This is a genomic window from Streptomyces sp. NPDC046909, assembly GCF_040644695.1.
In the GTDB taxonomy this organism is placed as follows: Bacteria; Actinomycetota; Actinomycetes; order Streptomycetales; family Streptomycetaceae; genus Streptomyces.
Genome location: NZ_JBEYXC010000009.1, coordinates 268,056 through 282,845, shown reverse-complemented (window position 1 = coordinate 282,845; position 14,790 = coordinate 268,056). Strand labels below are relative to the sequence as shown.

Annotated in this window: 15 protein-coding genes; 2 read left to right on the top strand and 13 right to left on the bottom strand. The window is 69.8% G+C overall.

Features of this window, described 5'->3' with window-relative positions; translation table 11 throughout:
* Nucleotides 1-22: 22 nt before the first annotated feature.
* From ABZ928_RS29505 to ABZ928_RS29490, 4 genes are all read right to left on the bottom strand, one after another.
* A complete protein-coding gene (locus tag ABZ928_RS29505; protein ID WP_361525339.1) occupies nt 23-973 on the bottom strand; it encodes a cytochrome c oxidase assembly protein in 951 nt (316 codons plus the stop codon).
* A gap of 114 nt (nt 974-1,087) precedes the next feature.
* Entirely contained in the window at nt 1,088-2,113 is a 1,026-nt protein-coding gene (locus tag ABZ928_RS29500) for a 6-phosphofructokinase (protein ID WP_361525336.1), read from the bottom strand.
* A gap of 191 nt (nt 2,114-2,304) precedes the next feature.
* Nucleotides 2,305-3,033 carry a glutamine amidotransferase gene (locus tag ABZ928_RS29495; RefSeq protein WP_361525333.1) on the bottom strand — a complete coding sequence of 243 codons (729 nt, stop codon included), beginning with the start codon at nt 3,031-3,033 and terminating at the stop codon, nt 2,305-2,307.
* 16 nt (nt 3,034-3,049) lie between these two features.
* The gene (locus ABZ928_RS29490; RefSeq protein ID WP_361525330.1) at nt 3,050-4,288 is read right to left on the bottom strand and encodes a MurT ligase domain-containing protein; all 1,239 of its coding nucleotides are present in this window, start codon (nt 4,286-4,288) and stop codon (nt 3,050-3,052) included.
* Between the two features lie 103 nt (nt 4,289-4,391).
* On the opposite strand from ABZ928_RS29490, the gene def reads away from it, so the two are divergent.
* Nucleotides 4,392-4,946: a peptide deformylase gene (gene def / locus ABZ928_RS29485; RefSeq protein WP_361525327.1), complete on the top strand. Its 555-nt coding sequence runs from the start codon at nt 4,392-4,394 to the stop codon at nt 4,944-4,946.
* Nucleotides 4,947-5,026: 80 nt separating this feature from the next.
* Here def and ABZ928_RS29480 read toward each other — a convergent pair whose 3' ends face one another.
* Nucleotides 5,027-5,671 (bottom strand): TetR family transcriptional regulator, encoded by a 645-nt coding sequence (locus ABZ928_RS29480; protein WP_361525324.1) that lies wholly within the window; start codon nt 5,669-5,671, stop codon nt 5,027-5,029.
* Nucleotides 5,672-5,844: 173 nt separating this feature from the next.
* Here ABZ928_RS29480 and ABZ928_RS29475 point away from each other — a divergent pair, with 173 nt between their 5' ends.
* The gene (locus tag ABZ928_RS29475) at nt 5,845-7,074 is read left to right on the top strand and encodes an acyl-CoA dehydrogenase family protein (protein WP_361525321.1); all 1,230 of its coding nucleotides are present in this window, start codon (nt 5,845-5,847) and stop codon (nt 7,072-7,074) included.
* 58 nt (nt 7,075-7,132) lie between these two features.
* Here ABZ928_RS29475 and ABZ928_RS29470 read toward each other — a convergent pair whose 3' ends face one another.
* The 8 genes from ABZ928_RS29470 to ABZ928_RS29435 form a co-directional block, all read right to left on the bottom strand.
* A complete protein-coding gene (locus tag ABZ928_RS29470; RefSeq protein ID WP_361525318.1) occupies nt 7,133-7,654 on the bottom strand; it encodes a cupin domain-containing protein in 522 nt (173 codons plus the stop codon).
* Complete coding sequence (locus tag ABZ928_RS29465; RefSeq protein WP_361525315.1) at nt 7,651-8,868, bottom strand: cytochrome P450; 1,218 nt, start codon at nt 8,866-8,868, stop codon at nt 7,651-7,653. Before ABZ928_RS29465 ends, ABZ928_RS29470 begins: the two co-directional genes overlap by 4 nt.
* 1 nt (nt 8,869) lies before the next feature.
* Complete coding sequence (locus ABZ928_RS29460) at nt 8,870-9,931, bottom strand: type III polyketide synthase (protein WP_361525312.1); 1,062 nt, start codon at nt 9,929-9,931, stop codon at nt 8,870-8,872.
* Nucleotides 9,932-10,045: 114 nt separating this feature from the next.
* On the bottom strand, nt 10,046-10,282 hold the full coding sequence (locus ABZ928_RS29455) for a DUF6213 family protein (RefSeq protein ID WP_361525310.1): 237 nt from the start codon (nt 10,280-10,282) through the stop codon (nt 10,046-10,048).
* Nucleotides 10,283-10,307: 25 nt separating this feature from the next.
* Nucleotides 10,308-11,702: an NADP-dependent succinic semialdehyde dehydrogenase gene (locus ABZ928_RS29450; RefSeq protein WP_361525307.1), complete on the bottom strand. Its 1,395-nt coding sequence runs from the start codon at nt 11,700-11,702 to the stop codon at nt 10,308-10,310.
* A 65-nt stretch (nt 11,703-11,767) separates the two neighbouring features.
* Complete coding sequence (locus ABZ928_RS29445) at nt 11,768-12,229, bottom strand: NUDIX domain-containing protein (RefSeq protein ID WP_361525304.1); 462 nt, start codon at nt 12,227-12,229, stop codon at nt 11,768-11,770.
* Nucleotides 12,226-13,764 carry an ATP-dependent DNA ligase gene (locus tag ABZ928_RS29440; RefSeq protein WP_361525301.1) on the bottom strand — a complete coding sequence of 513 codons (1,539 nt, stop codon included), beginning with the start codon at nt 13,762-13,764 and terminating at the stop codon, nt 12,226-12,228. Before ABZ928_RS29440 ends, ABZ928_RS29445 begins: the two co-directional genes overlap by 4 nt.
* A gap of 29 nt (nt 13,765-13,793) precedes the next feature.
* Nucleotides 13,794-14,771: an NAD(P)/FAD-dependent oxidoreductase gene (locus tag ABZ928_RS29435; protein ID WP_361525298.1), complete on the bottom strand. Its 978-nt coding sequence runs from the start codon at nt 14,769-14,771 to the stop codon at nt 13,794-13,796.
* Nucleotides 14,772-14,790: the final 19 nt, after the last annotated feature.

Genomic DNA, 14,790 nt, shown 5'->3' with positions numbered 1-14,790 from the left:
GCGGACTGAGGGGAAAGAGGTGTCAGCGCCCGCGTGCGTTGAGTGAGGCCAAATAGGCGTTGTACGCCTCGAGTTCCTTGTCCCCGTCCCGGTCCGCGGCCCGGTCCTTGCGCCGCGCCTGCCGCTGCTCGGAGCCGTACCACTGGAACAGCAGCGCGAGCAGCACCAGCACGGACGGGATCTCACTGAACGCCCAGGCGATACCGCCCGCCGCGTTCTGGTCGGAGAGCGCGTCGATACCGAGCGAGGCGGGCGGGTTCTTGAACGACTCGACCATCGGCGTGGACGCCATCATCAGCGCGATCCCGAAGAACGCGTGGAACGGCATGCCCGCGAACAGCTCCAGCATCCGCATCAGATACCCGGGCCGGTTCGGCCCCGGATCCACCCCGATGATCGGCCAGAAGAACACCACGCCGACCATCAGGAAGTGCACCATCATCGCGATGTGCCCCGTCTTCGAACCCATCAGGAAGTCGAAGAGCGGCGTGAAGTACAGCGCGTACAGACTCGCGATGAACAGCGGAATGGTGAACGCCGGATGCGTGACGATCCGCATGTACCGGCTGTGCAGCAGCGCGAGCAGCCACTCACGCGGCCCCTTGCGCCCCTTCCCCGCGACCGGCAGTGCCCGCAGCGCCAGCGTCATCGGCGCCCCGAGCAGGATCAGGATCGGCGACAGCATGCTGATGATCATGTGCTGCACCATGTGCACGCTGAACATGACCATTCCGTAGTCGTTGAGCCTGGTGCACATCACCAGTGCGATGGTCAGTACGCCGACGACGTACGAGATGGTCCGCCCCACGGACCAGGCGTCCCCACGCCTGCGCAGCCGCACGACCCCCCAGCCGTACAGCGCGAGCCCGAGCAGACAGGCGACGAGGAAGAACGGGTCGGCCGACCACTGAAGACCCCGCCCCAGCGTGAACGGCGGCAGATCCATGGTCATGCCGTGCCCGCTGTGATCCATTCCGGCGGCTCCTGATTCGTGGGGGGTTGTGCGATGTGTCCGCCACACAGACTAGAACCGCCCCCGGCCGCTGCTGCGGCCGGGGGCGGACTGTTCAATTCCGTACGGTCGGATCTAGAGCACGCACTCGGCCTCTTCGTAGCGCTCGGCCGGCACCGTCTTCAACGTCTCCACGGCCTCCGCCAATGGCACCATCACGATGTCCGTCCCCCGCAGCGCCGTCATGTGACCGAACTCGCCCCGGTGCACGGCCTCCACCGCATGCCACCCGAACCGGGTCGCCAGCACGCGGTCGTACGCCGTCGGCGTGCCACCCCGCTGCACATGCCCCAGAATCACCGGCCGGGCTTCCTTCCCCAGCCGCTGCTCCAGCTCGATGGACAGCTGACGGGCGATCCCGGCGAACCGCTCATGCCCGTAGACGTCCTTGCCGCCCTCGTCGAACTCCATGGTCCCGGCGGCCGGCTTGGCCCCCTCCGCCGCGACGACGATCGCGAACCGCTTGCCCGCCTCGAACCGTTCGCCGACCCGCTTGGCCAACTCCTCGATGTCGAAGGGCCGTTCCGGTACGACGATGGCGTGCGCGCCGGCCGCCATGCCTGAGTGCAGGGCGATCCACCCGGTGTGCCGCCCCATGACCTCGACGACGAGCACGCGCTGGTGGGACTCGGCGGTGGTCTTGAGCCGGTCCAGGGCCTCGGTCGCCACACCCACCGCGGTGTCGAAGCCGAAGGTGACGTCCGTGACGGCGATGTCGTTGTCGATGGTCTTCGGCACGCCCACGATGGGCAGACCGGCGTCCGACATCAACCGGGCCGCCTTCAGCGTGCCTTCACCGCCGATGGGGATGATCGCGTCGAGCCCGAGCTCGGCGACATGCCCCTTCGCCCGCTCCACACCGTCGCGCAGATGCGAGGGCTGGACGCGGGAGGAGCCGAGGATGGTGCCGCCGCGGGCGAGGATGCCGCCCACCGCGTCGAGATCGAGCTTGAGATAGTCGCACTCCAGGAGGCCCTTCCAGCCGTCCCGGAAGCCGATGACCTCGTCGCCGTGGTCGGCGACGGCGCGGTGCACGACGGACCGGATGACGGCGTTCAGGCCGGGGCAGTCGCCGCCGGACGTGAGGACACCAATGCGCATAGCCCGAAACAACCTTCTCAACGTGGGCCGGGGACCGGACCACGCTGTCCGGCTCGATCCCCGCCACCCTAGCGGCAGGAGGGGGCGGGGCCGTACCGTGCGTCCGCCTGCTGGACGGGCCCGCTCAGGTGTGCGGACCCATCGTCAGACGGGCCGGTAAACGGGGGCTGGAGCGCCGATGAAACCGCAGGTCAGGCGGGCTGCTGCGCGGCCGCGATGCGCTCGTTGCGCAGCGCCTCGTACCAGCGGTCGTCGGTGGGCGGCAGCGCGTTCACGTCCAGCGCCAGCTTCAGCAGCAGGTCGGCGATGAGCGGGTTCCGCGCCAGCACCGGTCCGTGCATGTACGTACCGAAGACGGTGTCGTTGTACGCGCCCTCCGTACCGTCGCCCGTCCCGTTGCCGTTGCCGAGCTTGACCTGGGCGAGCGGGCGGGCCGTCGGTCCGAGGTGGGTGACGCCCTGGTGGTTCTCGAACCCGGTCAGCGGGGGCAGCCCGAGCCGCGGGTCGATGTCGGCGAGCACGTCACCGACGCAGCGGGCACCCTCGCCACGCACCGAGACCACGTCCAGCAGCCCGAGCCCGGGCTCGCGCTGACCGAGGTCGTTGATGAACTCGTGCCCGAGGATCTGGTATCCGGCGCACACCGAGAAGACGATCGCCCCGTTCTCCACGGCCCGGTGCAGTCCGCCGTCGCGGCGCAGCCGCTCGGCCGCGAGCCGCTGCGGACGGTCCTCGCCGCCGCCGATGAGGTAGATGTCCCCGGAGGTCGGGATCGGCTGGTCGCTGCGCACGTCGAGCCGGGCCACGTCGAGGCCGCGCTGCCGCGCCCGGCGCTCCACGACCAGGACGTTGCCCTGGTCGCCGTAGGTGCTGAGCAGGTCGGGATAGATCCAGACGACCCGCAGCTGGTTGTCGCTCACAAAAGTCCCCTGAGTGTCAGTTGCCGACGCGGCGGCGCAGGTCCTGGAAGGCGGTGTAGTTCGCGATGACCTCGATACGGCCCGGCGGGCACATCTGCACGGCCTGGTCGAGGTTCTCGCAGACCTGGAAGTGCTGGTTCGCGACCTCCAGACGCACCGCGAGGTCCAGCTTGCGGTCGCCGATGACGCAGATCGGGTGGCCGGTCAGACGCGTGTAGTCGACGTCCCACAGCCAGGAGGTGTCGGTGCCGTCGGCGCCGCGCGCGTTGACGGAGAGGATCACCGGGGTGGGCGGCGGATCGATCAGGCTGAACGTTTCGAGCCAGCCGGCCGGGTTCTTCGCGAGCAGCAGCCGCAGATCGCGCTGCTGGAACTGGACGACGTCGTACCGCCCCGCCACGGCCTGCACCTGGTACATGCGTTCCAGGGCGACCTGCGGCGGCACACCGAACACGGCGGCGACGGCGGCGGAGGAGGCGGCGTTGGCCTTGTTGGCGCGACCGGGCAGCTGGAGATGAATGGGCCAGGCGGAACCATGAGGGTCCAGCACATGGTCGCCGGACAGCGCCCAGCTCGGCGTGGGCCGCCGGAATCCGCACTCACCGCAGAACCAGTCGTCGCCGGGCCGCTGCATCACACCACCGCAGGACGGGCAGGACCAGGCGTCGTCCTTCCACATCTGCCCGGCGGCGACCCAGATGACATTGGGGGAGGAGGAGGCGGCCCACACGACCAGCGGGTCATCGGCGTTGGCCACGATGACGGCCTTGCTCCCGGCCAGCCCCTCACGCCAGTTCTCGGCGAGCATGCGGGTCTCGGCGGCACGGTCGAGCTGGTCGCGCGAGAGGTTGAGCAGCGCGATGCACTTGGGGTCGGTGTCCCGGGCGACGCCCGCGAGGTACTTCTCGTCGACCTCGATGACGCCGTACCGCGCCTCGGATCCCCCGGCGAGCGCCGAGGTGATGCCGGCGGGCATGTTGGCGCCGAGCGCGTTGGAGACGACGGGCCCGGCGGCGCCGAGCGCCTCGGCGATGAGCCGGGTGGTCGTGGTCTTGCCGTTGGTCGCGGAGACCAGGACCACATCCAGGTTCTGCGCGAGCCGGGCGAGGAGGTCGGGGTCGAGCTTGAGCGCCACCCGGCCGCCGATCACCGAACCGCTGCCGCGCCCCGCGGCGCGAGACGCCGCCGCGACCGCCTTGCCCGCGGTCACGGCGATCTTGGCCCGCGGCGTGAGCGGGTCCGAGTTGCCTGCCATCAGTTCTCGATCCTCCTTGCGTACGCGCCGCGCCTGACGGCAACGTGGTGGTGGTCAGCCTATCGAGATCCATTCGCACTCCCGAATCCGTACCCTGGCCGACATGCGACACAGTTTGATTCCGGGCACCCGCGGGCGCGTACGACCGATGACTCTCTTCGGCGATCCGGTACTGCATTCCCCCTGCGCCGACGTAACCGACTTCGGCCCCGAACTGGCGTCACTGATCGAGGACTTGTTCGCCACGATGTACGCCGCCCAGGGCGTCGGCCTGGCCGCGAACCAGATCGGCGAGTCACTGCGGGTCTTCGTCTACGACTGCCCCGACGACGAGGACGTACGACATCTCGGACATGTGGTGAACCCGCGTCTGGTGGAAGCGGACGGTGTGGTGCTACGGGGCCCGGAAGGCTGCCTGTCGCTGCCGGGCCTGGAGGCGGGAACGGAACGATACGACCACGCGGTGGTGGAGGGTTTCACGGCGACGGGAGACCCGGTAAGGGTGCACGGTACGGGCTTCTTCGCCCGCTGTCTCCAGCACGAATGCGACCACTTGGAGGGCAGCGTGTATGCGGACCGAGTGACGGGCTGGCGTCACAGACGCTTGCTGAGGCAAGTGGGCCGAGCCTCTTGGCGCCGGGGAAGTGCAGACACCTAAGGGGCGCGGGGCTGTATCGATTTGCGGCTCCGCCGCGTGGGCGCGATCAACCCCACAGACCCGCAGGCGACACACAACCCTCAGAACCCAGGTCCACCGATCTTGTCCCCGGCCGCAGCGAGCCGCCCCCAAAGGAGATCGGCCAGACTCCGCACCAACTCCGCACGCGAGCAAGGCCGTTCCCCCAGCCACCAGTCACCGGCCGCATGCATCATCCCGACGATCCCATGCCCCCACACCCGGGCAAGCTGCTGACTGCCGGGCCCGAGATCCAGCCGGTCCTCGATGACCTGCGCCAACTCCTCACCCATCTGCCGAAGCAACGGCACCGAGTGCTTCCCGACATCGAACCCGGGATCGCCCGACTGCCCACCCTCCGCGGGATGCATCAGGAACCGGTACACCTGAGGCCGCAACTCGATCGCCGCGAGATAAGTGTCGAGGGTCGCCTCGACCCGCTCGCGCCGATCCGCAGGTGCGTCGAGAGCCGCCCGCAGAGAATCCAGCAGCGCATCCGTATGCCGCTTGGCCAACGCCGCGTAAAGTCCCCCCTTGTCACCGAAGTGACGGTAGAGGATCGGCTTCGTGATGCCCGCTTCCGCGGCGATCGCGTTCATGGAGGCTTGAGGGCCGTCACGCAGGACTACCCGGTCTGCGGCCTCCAGCAGCTCTCGCCGACGGCGGTCGGCGGACCGCTGCTGATCGGTCCGCTGCGTGGTGTCCATGAGCTCTCCCCACCCGTGCTGTTTCGGTGACGCCTGCGCAAACTAACACTCAACCTGCCCCTCGCATCGAACGGGCTACCGAGCGGTCATCAGGAGTTGACTTTTCCTACCGGTCGGTAACAGACTCGGGTTACCGCTAGTAACATGCACGTCGCGCCGCCGCTGGAGGGGACATGGCCGAGTTCACCATGGAGCTCAACGACGAACAGAAGGAGGTCCGGGACTGGCTGCACGGCTTCGCCGCCGACGTCATCCGCCCCGCGGCCGCCGAATGGGACGAGCGTGAGGAGACTCCCTGGCCGGTCATCCAGGAGGCCGCCAAGGTCGGCATCTACTCACTCGACTTCTACGCCCAGCAGTACTTCGACCCCACCGGCCTCGGCATCCCCATGGCGATGGAGGAGCTGTTCTGGGGCGACGCGGGCATCGCCCTGTCGATCGTCGGCACCGGCCTCGCCGCCGTCGGCGTCCTCGCCAACGGCACCGAGGAGCAGATCGGCACCTGGATCCCGCAGATGTACGGCGACGCCAACGACGTCAAGGTCGCCGCGTTCTGCTCCTCCGAGCCGGACGCCGGGTCCGACGTCGCCTCGATGCGCACCCGCGCGGTGTACGACGAGGCCAAGGACGAGTGGGTCCTCAACGGCACGAAGACCTGGGCGACCAACGGCGGTATCGCCAACGTCCACGTCGTCGTGGCCGTCGTCGACGCCGAACTCGGCTCCAAGGGCCACGCGTCCTTCATCATCCCGCCGAACACGCCCGGCCTGTCCCAGGGCCAGAAGTTCAAGAAGCACGGCATCCGCGCCTCGCACACCGCCGAGGTCGTCCTGGAGAACGTCCGCGTCCCGGGCCACTGCCTGCTCGGCGGCAAGGAGAAGCTGGACCAGCGGCTGGCGCGGGCGCGCGAGCGGGCGAAGGCCGGGAACGGCGAGCGCGTGAAGAACGCGGCGATGGCCACGTTCGAAGCCTCGCGGCCGGCGGTGGGTGCGATGGCCGTCGGTACGGCCCGTGCCGCGTACGAGGTGGCCCTCGACTACGCGAAGACGCGTGAGCAGTTCGGGCGTCCGATCATCGACAACCAGGGTGTGGCTTTCCAGCTCGCGGACATGCGTACGTCGATCGACGCGGCGCGTCTGTTGGTGTGGCGGGCGTCGTGGATGGCGATCAACGGCAAGCCGTTCACCGCGGCCGAGGGTTCGATGTCCAAGCTCTTCGCCAGCGAGACGGCGAAGAAGGTCACCGCGCAGGCGGTCCAGATCCTCGGCGGCAACGGCTACACGCGGGAGTACCCGGTGGAGCGGATGCACCGGGACTCCGCGATCTACACCATCTTCGAAGGCACGAGCGAGATCCAGCGACTGGTGATTGCCCGGACGCTTTCGGGGATGTCCATTCGGTAGTCGCGCGGCTGCGGCGGCGTGGGGGCTGGTCGCGCAGTTCCCCGCGCCCCTAGGTGTCTCACCGGTGCCTGAGTGGAGTGAGTTGCTGGATGTCGTATCTCCCTCGCAACTCCTCGATCGCCTCGTGATCCGGCGGACCCCCGCCCCCCAGGATCTCCAGCAGCTCCTCGAAGTACCGCTCGTGATCCGGCGGCGGGGACGCCTGGAAGAACATCTTGGCCGGGGTGTCCGTCGGGTTCGCGAACGCGTGCGGGCAGCCCGGCGGTACGACGATGACCGTGCCCGGTGTCGCCCGTACCACCCGGTTGCCCGAACTCGACTCCCAGCGCTGCCAGTTGTCCGGGGTCCGTACCCGCGGCTCGAAGGCGAGCACGTCCAGCTCGCCCTCCAGGACGTAGAACAACTCCTCGCTGCGGGTGTGCACATGGGCCCCCACGTCGAAGCCCGGCGGGACGATCACCTCGAACGTGGACGCCATGCGGGAGTGGGAGCCCGTCACCTTGAAGGTCACGTGCTGGGCCGGGGTCTCGACGACCCGGCCCTGTCCCGGCGGTACCAGGAGTCCTTCGGCGGCCGTCACCACATCACCGGCAGAGCCTCGGGGCCGCGGATCAACGCACCCTTCTTGAAGGGGACTTGGTCCGGCGGCACCGCCAGCCTCAGCCCGGGCACGCGGTCCAGCAGCGCGTCCACCAGCAGTTCGGACTCCAGGCGGGCCAGCATGCCGCCCGGGCAGTAGTGCGGGCCGAAGCCGAAGGACACATGCGGGTTGGGGGTACGGGAGAAGTCGATCGTCTCCGGGTACGGGAAGACGGCCTCGTCGCGGTTCGCGGCCAGGTACGACACGTACACCGCGTCGCCCGCCCGGATCCGTACGCCTCTGATGCCGACGTCCTCCAGGGCGATCCGCGACAGGCCGACGGCGTTGCGGTGCGGGATGTAGCGCAGCAGCTCGTCGATGGCCTGGGGGCGGATCGACGGTTCGGCGCGCAGACGGTCGGCCAGGTCGGGGCGGGTCAGCAGGAGGTAGAACATCTGGCCGCTGTTGTTCGTCACCGCCTCGCCGCCGATCTGGAGCAGGACCGCCAGGCCCACCGCCTCCTCCAGCGTGACCTCGCCACGGCCCACCGCCGCCCCCAGGAGGGACGCGACGTCCTCGCCGGTGCTGCCCTCCCGCAGGCCGATCAGATCGGCGAAGTAGGCGCCCATCTCGTTCTTGGCCTTCTCGCTGACCTTCTTCCCGTGCGAGGAGGACAGGATCAGCTGGGTCCAGGTGTGCATGCCCTGCCGGTCGGCGGCCGGGACGCCCATCAGCTCGCAGATCACCGCGATGGGGAACGGGGTGAGGACGGTCGCCGTCAGGTCGGCCGGGGGACCGTCCTGGAGGAGTTCGTCCACCAGCTCGTCCAGCATGTGGCGCGACCTCTCGCGGATGCGCTCCACGCCCCGCGCCGTGAACGCGGCGGCCACGGAACGCCGTAGCCGCGTATGGTCCGGCGGGTCCAGGAAGCCCACCGCGCCGCGCGCCGGGATGAAGTGCGGGGCGAGCCGGGTGACCTCCGGCTGGTCCATGACGGCCTCGCGGCTGAAGCGGGGGTCGTTGGTCACCATCCGCACGTCCTCGTACCGGGTGACCAGCCAGGCCCAGCCCTCGCCGTTGGGCAGCTGGATCCGGGTGACCGGACCCTCGCGCATCAGCTCGGTCAGCACCGGGTCGAAGTCCGTGCCGCTCAGATCGAGCGCGGGCCAGTGCCGGACGGGTGGCAGGATCTCGGTGATCGTCTCTTCGGTCATCTCACGCCGTCTCTGCGTAACGCTGCCAGCGGCCCAGGGCCATTTCCGCGGTGATGCCGGGCCCGAACCCGGCGAGCAGTCCACGCGCCCGGTCGTGCGCGCCGCCCGCGTCGAACAGCCGGCGCAGCGCGTCCAGGACGACGGCGCTGGCGATGTTGCCGTACTCGGTGAGCGTGGCCCGGCTGAAGCGGAAGGCGTCCGGGTCGACCTGGAGGAACTTGCTCAGGTCGTCGAGGATGCGCGGGCCGCCCGCGTGGACGATGTAGAAGTCCAGGTCGGCCGCGTCCCAGCCGTGCAGGCCCGCGAGATCCTGGAGCGCCGGGGCGAGCGGCTCCATCGTGGCCGGCACCCGCTTGTCCAGCTGGAAGTGGAATCCGGTGGCCCGGACGTCGTACATGATCCATTCCTCGGTCTTGGGGATCAGGTACGAGCCGTTGCGCTCCAGCGAGATGCCCTCGCCGCCCCGCCCGCGCACCACGGCGGCGGCGATCCCGTCCCCGAACAGTCCGTTGGAGAGCAGGTTGCCGATGCCGAGGTCGGTGGGCTGGTAGCACAGGGAGCAGAACTCGCAGGCCACGATGAGGGCGTTGGCCTCCGGGTAGGCCGTGCAGAAGTCGTGCGCCCGGTTGATCGCGGCCCCGCCGGCCGCGCAGCCCAGCTGGGCTATGGGTATCTGCCGGGTGGTGGACTGGAAGTCCATCTCGTTGATCAGCCAGGCCGTCAGCGAGGGCATCATGAAGCCCGTGCAGGACACGTAGATGATGACATCGATGTCGCTGGTCAGGAGCTCGGCGTCGTCGAGCGCCCGCTGCACCACGGCCGGTACCCGCGCCTTCGCCTCGGCCACGTAGACCTTGTTGCGCTCCTCGAAGCCCGGATGCTTCAGCGTCTCCTCGATGGGCTGCACGAGGTGCCGGGTGCGCACCCCGGTGTTCTCGATCAGCCGGAGGGCCAGCGGCAGTTGGGGATGGTCGGAGTGCCGGGAGCGAGCCAGCTCCAGCGTCTCCTCCATCGTGATCACGTACTCCGGAACGGACACCGAGGGTCTGCACAACGTCGCCATGAACCGTGCCTGCCTTCACCTCAGGAAGTGGTCCAGTCCACGATCACCTGAGAGGGCGGCAACTTCGCGCGGGGTTACTCCAAACGCGGGACACGGGGGATACCTGAAGAGCCGCTACGAGGTGGTCCCGCTGCTGTGCGCGATGCACGCCACATCGATGCGATCGGCGAGCTTCGCGAGTTCGATCGTCAGCGCGGCCACCGTGTCCTCGTCGAGCCCGTCCTCCCCGGCCTCGACAAGGTGCAGCCACCGTCCGCCAACCGTGCGGAGCAGCTTGCTGACGTCGGCCGCGGCCACTTGCAGCGTCCCCCGGTCATCGACGATCAGAGGCAGAGTCACTTCACGGTTCACACCGGGGATCGTAGCCGCGCAAGCGTCACGCTCCGTGCCAAACCGTCGTGATGTTGCAGAACTCGCGGATTCCGTGCCCGGACAGCTCACGCCCGTAACCGGACCGCTTCACCCCGCCGAACGGGAACGCCGGATGGGAGGCGGTCATGCCGTTGAAGAACACTCCGCCGGCCTCCAGGTCCCGTACGAACCGGTCGACCTCGGCCTCGTCGCGCGTCCACACGTTCGAACTCAGCCCGAACGGGGAGTCGTTGGCGATGAGCACCGCCTCGTCGAGGTCGCCCGCGCGGTACAGCGTGGCGACCGGGCCGAAGGCCTCCTCGCGGTGGATCCGCATGTCGCGGGTGATGCCGGCGAGGACGGTCGGCGGGTAGTACCAGCCCGGCAGCTCGGGCCGCCGCAGCCGATGCCCGCCGCACAGCACCTCTGCCCCGCTCCGCGTCGCGTCGTCGACCAGTTCTTCCAGGTCGTCGCGCCCCTGCTCGCTGGAGAGCGGACCGATGTCGGTGTCCTCCTCCATCGGGTCGCCGACCTTCAGCGCCTTCATGCCCTCGACGAACCGTTCGGCGAACGCGTCGTACACGTCGGTGTGGACGATGAACCGCTTCGCGGCGATGCACGACTGCCCGTTGTTCTGGACCCGTGCCGTCACCGCGATCTGCGCTGCCCGGTCGATGTCGGCGGACGGCATGACCACGTACGGGTCGCTGCCGCCGAGTTCCAGGACCGTCTTCTTCACCATGTCCCCGGACACCGAGGCCACCGCGCGGCCCGCGGGCTCACTCCCCGTGAGCGTGGCCGCCTTGACGCGTTCGTCGCGCAGGATCTCCTCGACCTCGCCGGAGCCGATGAGGAGCGTCTGGAAGGTGCCCTCCGAGTAGCCCGCCTGGTGGAAGAGGTCCTCCAGGAACAGGGCGGTCTGGGGGACGTTGGAGGCGTGCTTGAGCAGCCCGACGTTGCCGGCCATCAGCGCGGGCGCGGCGAACCGGATCACCTGCCACAGGGGGAAGTTCCACGGCATCACCGCGAGCACCGGGCCGATCGGCCGGTACCGCACCCGGACCCGGGAGGCGCCCGAGTCCTTCACGTCGAACTCCGAGGGCTCCTCGTCCGCGAGCAGCGCCTCGGCGTGCTCGGCGTACCAGCGCATCGCCTTCGCACACTTCGCGGCCTCGGCGCGGGCCTGCTTGACCGGCTTGCCCATCTCCGTGGTCATGACCTTGGCGATGTCCGGCGCGATGTCGTCGAGAAGACCCGCGGCCCGGTTCAGCAGCCGGGCGCGCTCGTCGAACGGCGTCGTCCGGTACGTACGGAACGTCGCCTGCGCGAGCTGGAGCCTGCGCTCGATCTCCTCCGGGCCCATGGCCTCGTACGTCTTGAGCGTCTCGCCGTTCGCCGGGTTCACCGTCGCGATGGGCATGACCGACCTCCTGAAGAGCGGACTGTGCTTCGACCTTCCCGCGCGGCGGCCCGCGCCGCAACGTGTCAAGCCGAGTGCTCCGCCAGCCGGTCGAGAAACGCGGCCTGCGCCTTGACGATCACGTCCCGGGCCCGGTCCAGGCCGAACCACTCGACCCGGTCCAGCTCGGGGAACTCCTGCTCATGGCCCGACTTCGGCGGCCACTCCATGCGGAACGTGCCCGGCACGACGGTCGTCGGGTCGAGGTCGGCCTCGATCGCCCAGACCGTGACGAGCTTGCCGTTGGTCTGCTTCACCTCGCCGAGCGGTACGGCTTCCCCGTCGGGCGGCGGCAGCCCGAGTTCCTCCTGGAACTCACGCCGGGCGGCGTCCCAGGCGGCTTCCTCGCCGGCCACGTACTCGCCCTTGGGGACGCTCCAGGCACCGGCGTCGCGGCGAGCGAAGAAGGGGCCGCCCATGTGGCCGAGCAGGACCTGGAGCCCGTCGTCGGTGTGCCGGAACAGGAGCAGCCCCGCACTCGTCCTCACGGCTTCACCTCGGGGTGCGCGGCCAGCAGCGTCTCCACCGTGTCGGCCTCCTCCGGCCGCTTGTCCTCGCGGTAGCGGACCACACGGGCGAAACGGAGCGTGACGCCCGCCGGGTAACGCGTGGACTTCTGGAGCCCGTCGTAGGCGATCTCGACGACGAGCTCCGGGCGTACGGTCACCACGTACCCGTCGGTGTCGACCGCGAGCTCCTGGAGCCGCTCGGTCTGCCAGGTCAGCATCGCGTCGGTCATGCCCTTGAAGGTCTTCCCGAGCATCGCGAAGCCGCCCTCAGCGGTACGGACGCCGAGATGGAGGTTGGAGAGCTTGCCGGTACGGCGGCCGTGGCCCCACTCGGCGGCCAGGACCACCAGGTCGAGGGTGTGGACGGGTTTCACCTTCAGCCAGGACGCGCCCCGGCGGCCCGCGCTGTACGGGGCGTCGAGGGACTTCACCACCACGCCCTCGTGCCCGCGCTCCAGCGTCTCGGCGAGGAACGCCTCGGCCGCGCCCACGTCCTCCGGCCTGGCCACCAGCGTCCGCCGCACCCGCATCGGCTCGGGCACCAGTCGGGCCAGCTCCGCGTGCCGTTCGGCGAAGGGGAGGTCGAGGAGGTCGTGGCCGTCGACGGACAGGGCGTCGAAGAAGACGGGGGAGACGGGGACCTCGGCGGCGGCCGTCGTCACGTCCACGCGGGAGCCGACGCGGCCGGCCGTCTCCTGGAAGGAACGGGGGCGGCCGTCCGCGTCGAAGGAGATGACCTCACCGTCCAGAATGAAACGCTCGCCTCGCAACTCCAGGGCGGCAGCAGTCAGTTCGGGCAGGCGGTCGGTGATCTCGTCCAGGGTGCGGGTGTAGATCCGTACGTCGTCGCCGTCCCGGTGGACCTGGACGCGGATGCCGTCCAGCTTCTCCTCGACCGCGCACGCCCCGAGCTTCTCGACCGCCTCCGCCACCGAGGACGCGCTGTGCGCCAGCATCGGCAGGACCGGGCGGCCGACGGTGAGCGAGAAGCGGTCCAGGGCGGCGGGGCCGTCCGCGAGCAGGGCCTCGGCGACGGTCTGGAGTGAGCCCGCGAGCATCACCGCGCGGCGGACGTCGGCCGGGGGTGCCTCGGTCGCCTGGGCCAGCCCCTCCGTGGCGACGGCGTCGAGTGCGCCCTGTCGTACCTCGCCGCTGATCAGGCCGAACAGGAAACGTTGCTCGGCCTCGGTCGCCGCGCCCATCAACTCGCCGACGATACGGGTGCGTTCGGCCTGCGAGCCGGTGCCGGAGACTTTGCCCAGCTCGGTGAGGAGGGCGTCGACGTTCCTGACGTTCAGGCTGGGCTCGGCGGCCGGGGTGACCGGACGGCTCAGCACCTTCCAGCCCACCCCCAGCCGCCCCTGGGGGAGGCGTCCCGCCAGATACGGGATGACGATCGGGACGTCCTCCGGCTCGGCCTCCCGGAACAGCTCGGCGAGCAGCGCGATCTTCTTGGAGCGCGCAGAGGTCGCGGCGACCTCCTGGGACACCTGGGCCAGCCGGGCAAGCAGCATGCCACCAGACTGCACCGGAGTCGGCGGGTCTACACCCGGGAAGCCGCGTCGAGGTCTGCGAAGAGCAGATCCCCGTTGATGAATGCCCCGGCCCGGTAACCGCCCGCCGCCGCGTTCACCACCTGCTCGGAGAAGCCCATCGCGTTGCCCACCGCCCAGACGCCCCGCACCGACGTGAGGCCGGTCGGGTCGACCACCGGGTACGCGCCGAAGGGGGTCTCCGTGAACTCGGCGCCGAGCTTCGCCAGCAGTTCCGTCTGCGGTACCGTGCGGGGCGCGAGGAACAGCGCCTCCCGTGCGTGCACCGAGCCGTCCACCAGGCGCACGCCCGTCAGCCGGTCGTCCTCGATCCGCAGCCCTTCGACCTCACCCGGCACCACCCTGACCCCGGCGGCCGCGAGCCTGCGCAGGTCGTCGTCCGACAGGTCCGTCTCCGCGACCTCGTGCAGGAACAGCGTCACGTCCTTCGACCACTGCGACACCATCAGTGCCTGGTGCACGCTGAGCGGGGTCGTCGCCAGTACGCCGAAGGCCTGGTCGCGGACCTCCCAGCCGTGGCAGTACGGGCAGTGCAGCACGTCACGGCCGAAGCGCGCGGCGACGCCGGGGACGGCCGGGAGCTCGTCCTTGAGGCCGGTCGCGATGACGAGGCGACGGGCCCGGACGGTGCGGCCGCTCGCCAGGGTCACCATGAAGTCCCCGGCGGAATCCTTGGTGGACTCCTTGGTGGACTCCTTGGTCACGTCCACCGCGCGGTCTTCCACCAGCTCGACGCCGTACCGCGCGATCTCCTCGCGGCCGAGCGCCAGGAACTCGGCGGGCGGCATGCCGTCGCGGGTCAGATAGCCCTGCATATGGGCGGCGGGCGCGTTGCGGGGCTCGCCGGCGTCGATGACGAGGGTGCGGCGCCGGGCCCGGCCCAGGACGAGGGCCGCGGAGAGGCCCGCCGCGCCGCCGCCGATCACGATCACTTCGTAGGTCTCGGGTGTCTCGGGTGTCTGGGTCATGCCGACACGGTCGTCCCGT